This window comes from Lysinibacillus sp. FSL H8-0500 (assembly GCF_038051955.1).
GTDB lineage: Bacteria > Bacillota > Bacilli > Bacillales_A > Planococcaceae > Lysinibacillus > Lysinibacillus macroides.
In genome coordinates, this window is the sequence record NZ_CP150292.1 from 4,484,979 (window position 1) to 4,497,716 (window position 12,738).

13 protein-coding genes and 1 riboswitch are annotated in these 12,738 nt (G+C 36.0%); of the genes, 7 read left to right on the top strand and 6 right to left on the bottom strand.

Going from position 1 to position 12,738, the window contains the following annotated elements:
- Window positions 1-2: 2 nt before the first annotated feature.
- Window positions 3-581, bottom strand: coding sequence for an SMI1/KNR4 family protein (locus MHB44_RS21580; protein WP_341300831.1), 579 nt, complete (start codon window positions 579-581; stop codon window positions 3-5).
- Window positions 582-1,062: 481 nt separating this feature from the next.
- On the opposite strand from MHB44_RS21580, the gene MHB44_RS21585 reads away from it, so the two are divergent.
- From MHB44_RS21585 to MHB44_RS21595, 3 genes are all read left to right on the top strand, one after another.
- Window positions 1,063-1,473, top strand: coding sequence for a DUF2000 family protein (locus MHB44_RS21585; RefSeq protein ID WP_341300832.1), 411 nt, complete (start codon window positions 1,063-1,065; stop codon window positions 1,471-1,473).
- A 282-nt stretch (window positions 1,474-1,755) separates the two neighbouring features.
- Entirely contained in the window at window positions 1,756-2,133 is a 378-nt protein-coding gene (locus tag MHB44_RS21590) for a hypothetical protein (protein ID WP_053996816.1), read from the top strand.
- A 94-nt stretch (window positions 2,134-2,227) separates the two neighbouring features.
- Window positions 2,228-2,333: riboswitch (SAM riboswitch) on the top strand.
- Between the two features lie 91 nt (window positions 2,334-2,424).
- Window positions 2,425-3,162, top strand: a complete 738-nt coding sequence (locus tag MHB44_RS21595; protein WP_341300833.1) for a cyclase family protein — start codon at window positions 2,425-2,427, stop codon at window positions 3,160-3,162.
- A gap of 30 nt (window positions 3,163-3,192) precedes the next feature.
- On the opposite strand, the gene MHB44_RS21600 is transcribed toward MHB44_RS21595, so the two are convergent.
- Complete coding sequence (locus MHB44_RS21600) at window positions 3,193-3,789, bottom strand: DedA family protein (protein WP_341300834.1); 597 nt, start codon at window positions 3,787-3,789, stop codon at window positions 3,193-3,195.
- Between the two features lie 1,081 nt (window positions 3,790-4,870).
- Here MHB44_RS21600 and MHB44_RS21605 point away from each other — a divergent pair.
- Together MHB44_RS21605 and MHB44_RS21610 are read left to right on the top strand one after the other, a co-directional pair.
- Entirely contained in the window at window positions 4,871-5,590 is a 720-nt protein-coding gene (locus MHB44_RS21605) for a DUF2225 domain-containing protein (RefSeq protein ID WP_053996813.1), read from the top strand.
- On the top strand, window positions 5,565-5,915 hold the full coding sequence (locus tag MHB44_RS21610) for a hypothetical protein (protein ID WP_053996812.1): 351 nt from the start codon (window positions 5,565-5,567) through the stop codon (window positions 5,913-5,915). The genes MHB44_RS21605 and MHB44_RS21610 overlap by 26 nt, the downstream gene beginning before the upstream one ends.
- 44 nt (window positions 5,916-5,959) lie before the next feature.
- Here MHB44_RS21610 and MHB44_RS21615 read toward each other — a convergent pair whose 3' ends face one another.
- From MHB44_RS21615 to MHB44_RS21625, 3 genes are all read right to left on the bottom strand, one after another.
- The gene (locus tag MHB44_RS21615; RefSeq protein ID WP_341300835.1) at window positions 5,960-7,135 is read right to left on the bottom strand and encodes a DUF4272 domain-containing protein; all 1,176 of its coding nucleotides are present in this window, start codon (window positions 7,133-7,135) and stop codon (window positions 5,960-5,962) included.
- Between the two features lie 20 nt (window positions 7,136-7,155).
- Window positions 7,156-8,427 carry an SMI1/KNR4 family protein gene (locus MHB44_RS21620; protein ID WP_341300836.1) on the bottom strand — a complete coding sequence of 424 codons (1,272 nt, stop codon included), beginning with the start codon at window positions 8,425-8,427 and terminating at the stop codon, window positions 7,156-7,158.
- A gap of 144 nt (window positions 8,428-8,571) precedes the next feature.
- Window positions 8,572-9,402: a MerR family transcriptional regulator gene (locus MHB44_RS21625; RefSeq protein ID WP_341300837.1), complete on the bottom strand. Its 831-nt coding sequence runs from the start codon at window positions 9,400-9,402 to the stop codon at window positions 8,572-8,574.
- Between the two features lie 85 nt (window positions 9,403-9,487).
- On the opposite strand from MHB44_RS21625, the gene MHB44_RS21630 reads away from it, so the two are divergent.
- Window positions 9,488-9,955: a GNAT family N-acetyltransferase gene (locus tag MHB44_RS21630; protein ID WP_341300838.1), complete on the top strand. Its 468-nt coding sequence runs from the start codon at window positions 9,488-9,490 to the stop codon at window positions 9,953-9,955.
- Window positions 9,942-11,291, top strand: a complete 1,350-nt coding sequence (locus MHB44_RS21635) for an MATE family efflux transporter (RefSeq protein ID WP_341300839.1) — start codon at window positions 9,942-9,944, stop codon at window positions 11,289-11,291. Before MHB44_RS21630 ends, MHB44_RS21635 begins: the two co-directional genes overlap by 14 nt.
- Before the next feature lie 47 nt (window positions 11,292-11,338).
- On the opposite strand, the gene MHB44_RS21640 is transcribed toward MHB44_RS21635, so the two are convergent.
- Window positions 11,339-12,388 carry an AI-2E family transporter gene (locus MHB44_RS21640; RefSeq protein ID WP_053996806.1) on the bottom strand — a complete coding sequence of 350 codons (1,050 nt, stop codon included), beginning with the start codon at window positions 12,386-12,388 and terminating at the stop codon, window positions 11,339-11,341.
- Between the last annotated feature and the right edge of the window lie 350 nt (window positions 12,389-12,738).

The window sequence follows — 12,738 nt, forward strand, 5'->3', positions numbered from 1 at the left end:
CTCTACTTGATTTCTAAAAAGGTATGGTCAAAATAAGCATTAAAATTAGGATAAAGATATTCTAACGATGCTTGGATATCCACCCCCTCATTAAATAAAATATCGTGATCAATAGCATAAATGGCACAGCTTTCTTCATCCTCTAAATGGTTGACATCTATACAAAAAATATGACCATACTCTGCGTCCCAACAAAATGGTAGGTAGCCTAAATGGCATAGGGAAGGATTGTACATATCTCGAATATTGTCTAAAGGATTATGTAAATCTTGTTCAGGGATATGATCAAAATAATGAGCGTATGTTGAAATAAATACTTTATACCATTGTGGAAATTTCAAGCCAAATTCTTTTTCTAAGCCTTGAATATCTTGCTCGGTCACTTGAGAGGGAATCAATTTCCAAACAGACCATTCCCCATCAATATCCATTACCTTCATTTCATCAGGAACATCTGGACGCATCCATCTACAAAAGCCTTCATCAGAAATGTGATAATAGCGGTCATAATAAGCTCGAAAGCCATTTTTAATATATAGACGAATATTTATTATATTGCCCTCCTCCTTTGGTAATAACATCTAAAGCCCTTATGATATATAAGTTATCCATTATAAATAGAAGGAATTATATTGTATTACCCTCCTTATCCCCCATCAGCTTGCCATTAAAGCTGTAGCAATGGCCATATTCAAAACCTCAGCTACACGGATCAAGACATTAATCCAGCTAGCACAATTACTGCCAGATAAAATTGATAGCTCCCAACAATTTACCCATGATTTAATGAACGTAAGAATCAGATTCTAAAAAATACAGCTTTCATAAAATTCCTTCATTCCTATATACTAAACATTTAGAAATTCTATTTATTTGTAAGTACTCATAGGAACGTATTGACAATACCATCTTGTAACAATATCATAATATATAAATTTTTAGCAATTTTTCAAAATAGTAATTATGTAGATATGACAGGCAATGAAAATTACTTTTTAAGAAAAGGTATTGATATGCCTTGGGTTTGTTTCACAAAAAAAGAATTAGAGGGGTAAAGATAAGATGAAAAGAGTAGCTATTATTGTAGATAAAAACTTGGAAATCGGAGCGGCCGCAAACGTAACAGCTTTACTAATGGGACAGCTAGTTATCAATAACCCTAGCCTTTATTCTGACCAACCTGTTGTAGATACGGGCAATGTACAACATGCTGGTATTAAATATAGTACGCTTATCCTTAAAGGGGGTAAAAATCAAATAATAAACTTTAGTAAAAGTCTTTTAAGTGATAAAAGCTCAGTTGAATGTGTCGTTTTTTCTAAAACAGGGCAAACCTTAAACAACGAATTTGAGGTATATAAAGAAAAAATTTCTAATAGTAGTATAGAAGAAACAGAGCCTGTTGGCGTAATAGTGGCTGGTGAGGACGAAGAAATCAGAAGGTTAACAAAAAAATTCAGTTTATTAAAATAAATTATCTTAAAGGGCGAAACTGTATCCTATAAGATAGACACTTAAAAAAATATCTTATAGGATGCTTTTATTGATAATGAGGAAAAAGCTGGTGGACAGATCACACCAAACGCTTCTTCCAGCTCTGGAATACTTACCTCGTCATGTGAAAGGACATCTATTTCTAAACAGAACCAATATCTGTTACCATTATTTCAGCCAGCTCTCCTCCTTTGAAAATAACACCTAAAACTCTTGTCATACATAAGATAAGATATCAGTTATAGGATAGGAGGAATTACATTGTATTACAATCCTTATCCATATTTTATTCATCCCTACCAGTATCCACCCCAGCAGCTTGCCATTAGACCTTTGGCAATGCCAACCAATAATGGCCCCTTTCCACCCATCGATACACATAAATTCAAAGCCTCAGCTACACGGATCAAGACGATGATACGGCAAGCACAATTACTAACGGATAAAATTGATAGCTCCCAGCAATTTGCCCATGATTTAATGAATGCAGCGCAGCTTTCAAACAAAACACAAGTTGAGCAATTAATTTCATCTGCTGGTATCACCATGAAATTCGAAACAAACTATACGCCAGATGGTTTCCAAATACGTCTTATTGATAGTGGCTGTTGTGGTATCACCTTGAATATGAATTGGTGAAAAACATTAACCTTGTATTCCTATTGAAGTTGTAAACAATAAAAATGTATGGTAGAGTAGTAATAATTATTATTTTTGAATATTCTTATATTTTTTCTTATCGAGAGAGACAGAGAGAGTGGCCCGATGAAGTCTCAGCAACCAGCTTAACAGTATGGTGCTAATTCCAAAGGGCAAGGTTTTGTCCTTACAGATGAGAAGACGAACTTCTATATGTTTTATACAGGAGTCCTCTTCTATATAAGGGGATTCCTTTTTATTTACTACTATCAACAGAAAGCAGGGAGCTAAATGGCAAACGAACTTTTACAAGCATTGCAATTATTAAAATCAAAACAATGGGTTGATTTAACACATACATTCGGCCCTAACTCACCACATTTTTTTATGTTTGAAGATGCAAAATTTGAAACATTATTCTCTCATGATGATGGCTTCTTTGCCCAACAATTCACGTTCCCAGGTCAATATGGTACACATATCGATCCACCCATTCATTTTGTGCGAGACAGACGTTACCTAGAAGAATTAGAGCTAAAAGAACTTGTTCTTCCTCTTATCGTCATTGATAAATCACAGGAGGCAGCGAGCAATCATGATTTTACGCTAACGGTTCAGAATATTCTCGATTTTGAAACCCAGCATGGAGAGATTGAAGCAGGTACCTTTGTAGCACTTCGTACAGATTGGAGTAAACGTTGGTCAGATAAGGAGGCCTTCAATAATACAGATGAGCTTGGACATAATCATATTCCAGGCTGGGGCTTAGAGGCCCTGCAATTTTTATTCAAGGAACGCAAAATCAGTGCGATTGGACATGAAACCTTCGATACCGATTCTGCTGCAGATTTTCGTAAAAATGGTAAGTTAAATGGTGAATATTTCGTGCTTGAGCAAGACACCTATCAGATTGAGTTAATGACTAATTTGGACAAGCTGCCTACGAAGGGCGCTATCATCTTCAATATTGTACCTAAGCCAGAAAAAGCATCGGGCTTCCCTGTGCGGTCATTTGCTATTTTACCATAATATAAAAGTCGGTATAGCGTATACCGACTTTTATTTTTGTACATTTCTTTTTTTGAATAGATAATAAGCAATGAGCATCCCCACAATAAACAATAGGATGAGATAGATACTATAATGGGATAAATAGTATCCAACAAATCGCCACTTCTCTCCAAGCGTCTTTCCTAACGATATAAATGTGAAAGTCCAGATAAATGCCCCTATATAAGCGAAAAGTGCAAACTTTTTATAGGGATAATTATTAATAGCTGCAATATAAGCCGTTAGGTGGCGGACACCTGGAATAAAATAGCCTATTACTAATAAGAGAGGGCCAATTTTGACAAACATTTTTTTAGTAAAAGCTATTTTTTGTTCAGTAATATAAACCTTAGGACCATATTTCTGCAATAATGGTAAGCCAAAGCGATAACCGATATAGTAGCTTAAGGTAATGCCTCCAACTGCACCAATCATGGCACTGATTAATGCAGGAATATGTGCAAGATTTTTTCGATAAACACTATAGCCTATATATGTCAAAAATACCTCATCTGGAAGCGGCAGTCCGACAATACCGCCAATTAGTATCACGATAATACCCAAATACCCATAATGTTCAATTAGAGATTGTATATGATGCACCATAAATCTATCCCACCTAAAAATTTTTAAACAAATGATCAATAGGTTTCATTATAATTTGAAATATCTACTACTTTAAATAATTCAAAGCTGACACAGGGTAAACTCTATACTACCTTGGTAACAAATTTTGTAGCATTTTTTTAAGTAAGCTACCGTTCCCCGTCTTCAACCCCAATCCTACCTGCTCCAGTATATCATTATTACCATCACTAAAGGCTTATTGCATCCTCTGCGTTCATATTAAAGTAATCCAGTACAACCTTAACAGCTATTGCCCTGGAAACATCCTGCTGTCATACTTCGCAATATAAGGATGTCATCGCTGTTATATATATTCAGAAATTGAGCGACATATCTTTTTCAGCCTACCTGTCCCAAATAGGCACATAAGAAACACCCCTTCATCCACAATACTTTTATTCATAATCAGAAGATAATATTTCCCACATCGCATATAGATCTATTGGGCTTTGTACACTATTCATCGACATGCGAGGTTATGCTATTGTTTCTGTACAATAGCTTGTACATTTTGAACAGTTATGGGTAACACGATCTTGACGCTTTACAAATGATCCATTTGCTGTAATAAAGGTTCCACATCCTAATTCTTTTAACTCATGACATATGGACAAAGGTCTTCCTGTAGTAGCTAGAAGTTGAAATCCTTGTTCTTATAAAATTTGCATACTTCATGCTTTCTGCTACATAGCTATCTACCTCAAAAAATCTATTTTATCCTTCATCTTAAATTATCTCTGAAGCCATACTTTTGTATCATAAAATATACATCCCTTAAAAATTTGCAATGAAATTTTTGTACGTATTTCGACAAACTTTTTACAGACGATATAACGTATGTTAATTACAATGATAAACACTGTTATAACCGTATTTTTAATGATATTTAACTAATAAAACAAACATTATTTTTATTTTAATAATTCTAAAGGAGTATACCAAAGCACACAGAATTGTTAAAATAAAAGATAAGAAATTAAATACATTGAACGATAATTTTATTCGTATAAATAGGACAAAAGAAATAAAATTCTAAGGCATACAGAAGGAGTTGATTCTTATGGCATTTAATATTTACTACTATGAAAGTAATGTGGAGTGTAAATGTTGCAAAAAGCATTTTACAACATATAAAGTACGCCCTAATCGATATAAAATTATCGAGGAGCAATCTGATTTTATGCCTGTTTATGAAGGCCTAAATCCTTTGCTGTACGAGGTCGCTGTATGTCCACATTGCGGCTATGCCTACCACAAATCAATGTCTCGAACATATGGGCCCTTTATGTTGCTAATTGAGGAATTATATATTAAAGAGCTTCAAAAACCAATGAACATCTGTCAGGAACGCACTATTGACGATGCTATCACTAGCTTTAAGCTCGCCTATTTAGTAGCCCGTGCAGCTATGGAGGAATCGCTGTTAATGGCTAATTTCGCCTTAAAAATTGCCTGGCTCTATCGTTTGAAAAATGAGCAGGAATCCGAAAAGCGTTATCTTTTTGCAGCTAGAGACTTTTATAGTAAATCCTTTGCATCCAATCAGGAGGGTGGGGAAAGAATTCAGTTTTTACACGCAGAACTAAGCCTCCGCCTCGGTGATATTACTGAAGCCAAAAGAGGGTTCTCACGTTTAATTGCTGATAAACATGTATCGCCAAAATATCGAAAGCTTGCACGTACGCGTTGGGAAAATTACAGATATGATGAACAGTCTACAACAGTTAATGAATGTGAGGGAGAGAGGACTGATTATGTTGCTATTTCAAAAAAGAATTGATGTCAGAGAAGAGGATATATTTTCAGAGTTACATCATTTTTTACTAAGAAAAAATAATCGCTACTTAACAAATGATGAGGTTGTCGCCTTAACAGGCATATCATCTGAGCTACTTTATAAATGGGTGAAAACCGGAAAATTAAAGAAATCTATATTTCCTAATTTAGGTGCTCCGTGTGAAAGATGTGGGCAGTTAACGCAAGCAAAAATTTGTGTGAGCTGTTCCTCCTCCATTACTGGAACATTGCAGCAGGAAGAAAAAGATCGTGCATGGTTCAATCAAATTCAACGCAACACTAGAGCAAACACCTATCATTATAAATAATGGAAGAGCATCTCCAGTTGTATAGAATGGAGATGCTTTTCTATCTATGTATCCATTGACATTGTATCCCATTGTTCATTGTGATAGTCAATCATCCAAAATAAGCCCCTACGCCTTTCCATTACAACACTTTCATTTAATGCTAATGGCGCGGCTTGCCCATTGATACGACTATTTACACAAGCCCAATGCAATCGATAAATTTTATCAGCCTCATCCAAAATTTCTTCCTTACTACGCATGGCTATTTGGGCATAAAATTGCTCAAATGTTTCACAGCTAGAGACTACCTGAATCGCATAGTCACAATCACATACATCATCTGGAAACTCTAATGTTTCCACAAAACCCAATGCCCAAATCAGCGTCCAGTATGCTTCATATTGCCAGGCAATGCTCACTGCCTCTTGTGCATCTGGATATTGTGCCTGAAGAAAGCTCTTTTCATTGTCCGTTAAAAATTGCTGTACATTATACTTATGCAGCATATTTAGAAAGAACTCCCTTGAATCCTCAATATTTCCGCTTTGTGCTACATCACAGGCAAATTGAATAGCAATTAATAAAGCTACTGCTCTTTTCGCAATATCCTCCTGCCTTTTAAAAGCACAGTCCTCTACCGACGGCAGCTGTGGCAATGATGCTACATAAGGTATTCCTTTCTCTACTAAGAATGCAATCGTGTTATTTTTACGTGCTTCCCCTTGTGCTGATGTTGCCTCTTGGACATTGATCATTTTTGTACAGGCATGAGGTCTAAAGTTCGATGGTCCTGATTCTCCATTCGGATAAACAATCACTAAGCCTTGTTGATCAAGCAAAGTACCATCTGGTAAAAAGCCAACACCACCTATACTTGATAATAATTTTATTAATAGCTGCATTTGCTCGTCCGTTATTTCTTTGTCCATCTCAACTGCAATCACTGTGTTGAAAACTGATATTTGAATCATCACAAGTTCCTTTAGCTGTTCATCTTTAAATGGGATATTATGATAAAAGCCCATCATGCCAGGAATATTTTTGGCAAAATAATCAGGGTTTGTATCATCAGCAATCACATGAATAGCCCCTTGATGCTTTTTAAATAGCCCCTTCGATTTCAATAAATAGCTACTATCATTTTTTTCAACTACAAAGCCCTGTGCCAATGTATCTAAAATTCCCTCTTCAATATCATGTGTATCGTTCTTAGAAGCGCATATTGTAAAGTGATTCAAGCTATCTCCTCCTATGGCTTTCATACCCAACTATCCAAACTATTTAAAGCATGGCTAAAGAGTTGTTTATTTTTTCGTAATACCTCATGCTCTGCCCAAAATATTAATAATGGCTGCCACTTTTCCGTTTCTACAACGGTGGTGGGCGCAATTCCCTGACGCATCATATAATCAATGGCTCGGATGGCAGTAAGCCTCTCTACTTCATGACCGTTTAACCATTCAAATAATAGCGCTGCACTTGGCTGTGATTGCGCTAACAGTGTAGCCCATCCATCGATTGGAAAGGCAAGATAGTCCTTCATCCAATGGATAACACTTGGATGATGGAAATGGCGCAGACGATGTAAGGCTGTATAGCTAGTAATCCTATCCTTTTCAATATCCTGAAGAACTAAAGTCAGTCCCTCTTCCATTGGTAAGCAACAGGCTGTTAAATAATCGCGCAAGGTCTCTGCTATTTCGTTAGTCTCTTGCCATAGCCCTCTCACCCACTGCTCAGCCTTATCTGCACATATCTTTACTAGCACATCGCTCCATACTTGTTGATGCCATAAGGATGAATCTTGCTCAATCTTCTGACGCAATGCTTGATATACTTGTTCTTTATCGAATAATGAAAATAACCCCTGCACCTCAGTATTTTTCATACCATGCATAGAAACATAGAAAAGCAAGGACTCTAAGCTGGATTTAGCTTGCTGTAAGTCTGATGTTCTATATTGTTCAAACCACTGTAGCCAAATTTGCGAGCTAGCTGAATAAGGATTTAAGCCAGCTGCATCACAGAACTGACGATGCTGCCCGCAATCTACCCCAATACAGCCTAAAGCTGTTACATGATCAACGTAAGCCTGGAAGCTAGATGCAAGGAAATCAAACTCATCCTCCTCATGGCTCCAATACCAAATCGATTCATCTGCCAACTTAATCAGAACAGCATCTCCATTATGCGCTGTGTAAAATTGTAGGTATTGCTGCTTATCTAGCTCCTCCTCACCACCAAAGTCAGGAAAAAATAAATCCACCAAGCTCCATCCAAAATCACCTGAAGGTCTATCTGTCAATTGTTCTGGAAGAATCGCTGTATCTGGTAGAGACCAATAGAGATTCACTTGTTGAGCATAATTTTGTAATATTTGACGAAACTCAGTAGGAATTGGGATGTCAAGCTGCTCCTCAGCCTGCTGGAGTTCCTGCTCTGTCGCCCCAGGCTGAACATCAATAGGATGTACAGAGGCTCCTTGCTGCTTTAACTGTTCGATTAAGCTATGCCAACGCTCCATCCACATAAAACTTCACCCCCCTTATAAATTTACTTCTATATCGTCAAAAAACGCCTTCCTAATTAGAGGAAATAGAAAAATATGAAGATTTTACTGATATCTAAAAGACAACATACGATAAAGGGCTCACCTATAAGCATTCCTTATAGCTTATTGAATTTTTTCTACCTCCATCATAATTTTGGTGACATACTCTTCTTCACGATCTTTCATGACAGCATCATAAATATACTCCTCATAAACATACTGACCTAATTGATAGCCTTGCTCATGCATCACCTTAAATAATCGGCTATATGTTTCGCCAAGCATTTTAGAGGGGCCTATATGATAGCCAATAATAACCTGCCCCTCTATTGCTTTAAAATAAGGATGCCCCTCTCTTGGATGTGGCTGTTCTATATATAAGTAACTATAATTATCATAATTACCCGCTAGCACTTGCTCTCTTGTTGTAATGCCCCCTATTGGATAGCCTGTATCTAATTGGGAGCGGTCTAGCTCCTCAATAAAGTCGGCTACAGCCTTCACAAATTGCTCCTCCGTAGAATTTTCGATATTTTTACTTAAATATAATGTTGCCTCTGGAAAATATTCAATGGTGATGTCATCAAAGTGAAGATGCAATGCTTCCTCTGTTGTTTTCATTTTGACATCAATAATGCCTTCAATGATTTCTAACTCTCGGCGCTTCTGTGCAACAATCTCCTTTTGCTGCTGCATTAATTCTAAAAAATTTTCAGGTGATTTTTCTGCCATATACTGTTGAATGTCTTTTAAGGACATACCTACTGCTTTTAATAATTCAATGACACTAAAAAAATCATATTGTGCAAGGGAATAATAACGATAACCTTTACCGTCCTTTATAGCAGGCGACAATAAACCAATTTGATCATAATAAATTAATGTTTGCTTATTAACTTTACATATTTTAGCAAACTCACCTGTTGTAAAAAATTTCACATTTTTATTAAGCATTTTAAGTTTCCTCCCTTGACTATATAGTAACTATATACTTTAGATTGTACCTATTCACATTAAAAATAGAAAGGTTTTGACATTTATGTTCACGGAAATACGTGACATTACAGCTTTCAGCAAACAGGAAATTTTAGCTTTACGCATTGCTGACAATCAGCAACATTTTATTGAAACAACTAGGCAATGCTTAGCAGAGGCAGAGAGGGATCGTCATTTCACACCCTTAGGCTTGTACAAGGATAATAGCGCTATAGGCTTTGCTATGTATGGTGTATTCCCCCATGATGATCAAAGTCAGCGTATTTGGCTTGATCGCTATTTAATTGATGAACGTTATCAAAAGCAAGGTTTAGGTAAATATTTTTTACAGCAGCTTATTCATTATTTAACTGTAAAGTTTAACTGCGCTCATATCTATTTAAGCGTTTATGATAACAACGCTGTAGCCATTCGACTCTATCAGCAATTTGGATTTACCTTTAACGGGGAACGAGATGATAAAGGGGAAAAAGTAATGGTGTTGGAGGTGTGTAGACATGACAACCATTAATCCAATTGAAACAAGACCATTGAAACCATTATTTTTATCGTATTTATTCCCAGCACTGGTCGGTATGCTCTTAATGTCCGTTAATATTTTAGTCGATGGTATTTTTGTTAGTCATGGCGTGGGACCTACAGCATTAGCAGGGGTTAATATTGCTGTTCCCATTTTCTCTATTTTACTTTCTATCTCCCTGTGGATTGGTATGGGCGGCGCTACACTTTTCTCAATTGCTCTTGGCGAGGGCAATAAACAGCGAGCACACCAGCTCTTTACACTAGCATTTCTAACAATGCTTGTTATTGTGCTCACTATTATCGGGCTGCTGTTATTCAATCTAAGGGATATTTCTTATATATTTGGCGCAAGTGATGATACGTATCCATATGTGCAAGACTATTTATATGTTATTTTGCTATTTGGTGTGTTTTATACAATCGAAAATCTTTTAAGCATTTTTATCCGAAATGATGGTAATCCAAAGCTGGCGATGCTTGGCTTAATAACAACATCTGTCTTAAATATTATCTTAAACTATGTCTTTATTTTTATGCTCGATTATGGTGTAACAGGTTGTGCCCTAGCAACAGCCATTGCTACAATTATTGGTATGTTTGTGCTCTGCCTTCATTTTTTCCTTCCACAATCTGAGCTTAAGTTTGTTACTTCATTTTTTAATCTAACAGACCTCAAGAAAATTTTTGCTATTGGGCTACCGAGCTTTATCGTTGAAGCTTCTGTAGCTGTAATTGTTATTTTATATAATATAACCTTTTTGCATTATTTAGGTGCAAATGGTGTCACAGCTTATGCGATGGTCAATTATATTCATACCGTGCTATTAATGATTTTCCTTGGGATTGGTATGGCGCTTCAACCACTAGTTAGCTACCATCATGGTGCTAAATTAATGGAGCGATTAACAGCCTTATTAAAAATCGGTTTAGCCACTGCCCTTATTTTAGGACTACTCACATCTATTATTGCGATGCTCGTTCCTTCTCAGTTAATGGCGCTATTTGGTGATAGCACATTTGCAATTCGCAACATGGCAGCACAGGGCTTTGCTTATTTTGCGATTGGCTATATATTTTTAGGCTTCAATATGGTGTTCGCGGAATTTTTCCAATCCATTGAAAGAATTCGTCTGGCTACAATGATTATGCTATTACGTAGTTTAATTCTATTTATTCCGACTCTTCTGATCCTCCCAAAATTATTTGGTGCTCAAGCAATTTGGTGGGCCTTCCCTGTAGTCGAGGGTATTACGGCTTTGCTTATTTACACGTACATTAAGAAAAGACCACAAACCATTGCTTCTTCCTCTATAGAGAATGTGTAAAATAAAAGGAATCATCTGCATAGCAAGAGATGATTCCTTTTATAATGCTATTCTATTTGCTTTTTGCTTCGTCTTATAGGTTTTTGTTTAGGCGTTTCTGATGAGGTAACACCTAGAACATCCAGTAAGAAAATAAACAACGGAATACCAATGATTAACCCCCATACACCAAAGAAATGCTCTGAGAAGATAATGACCATAAATGTATAGAAAATCGGTAAATCCGTCTTTGCAGACATAAGCTTTGGATTTAAGAAATAGGCTTCAATCGCATGCAATACTGTCACCATTACTAAAATATAAACAATATACATTAGCCCACCAATACTATAGGCAATAATACTCATTGGTATTAATGAAATAATAACACCTGCAACTGGCACTAAACCTAAAATAAAAATCATAATCCCAAGGGCAATTAAATGTGGGAAGCCCATCAGATAAAGCATAATAACTGATAGTACACAGTTAACCGCAGCGATAATAAACTGTGCCTCAATTACTTTTCCAAATGAACGGATAAATACTCTCGAAAAATAATGCAGCTCATCATACAAAGGTGCAATCTTACTATCCTTAAATTTTGCGGTAAACTCAATAATTCGCTTCTTTTCTAACAGGATAAATAAGCTTAATATTAATGAAATCAAGATTTGCATAATGATTTTACCAATATTCGTAATATTTTTAAGAGTTATATCTACACCCTGCTCTAAATATTTATCAAGTTCGATTTTCTCAAAGGTTGGGGCTAAGTATCTGGCAATCTCATTATCATCTGGATTAACATTAAAGCTTGCTATAAGGTCAAAAAGCTGTGTGATTTGCTGCGTGACAATCGGCAAATATTTATAAATCACTGCTACAATTGCACCGGCAAGTAACAAATACAAGGTTACCGTCACCGCTTTTTCATTCAGTGGTACATATTTTCTCGTACCCTCTGTTGTTTTCGTTGCAAGCTTATTCATCAAATAGGTAATAATAAACGTAAGTAGAATAATATTAATCATGCTACGCATTAAATATAATGCAATCGCAATGCCGACTAAAAGCATAAAACGTTTAAATCCATGGCTTTGAAAGAATTTACTCATTGATTCACTCCTTCTATAAAACGGCCTCGCTGCCTAGGGTTACGCGATCAAAATGGATTTACAACAATACGCATCATTCTTATGTAAAAATTTCCTCTTATGCAGTATAGCCATCTATCTATAAGATAAGACGACATTCGTATTTTTTTAGAATTATTTGTAGAAAAACTAAGGGGGTAAAGTGAATTGTATGTTTTAGTAAATTAAAAAGTCAATTTTTTATCCTTGTGAAAGCTTTATCAGCGTATTAGCCTATATTCTATAAATCTATTATAACCTTTTAGACCAGCATATCCAATTTGTAAGTTCTTTTATAATGGTATTTATATAGAATATTTACCAGATGTTAT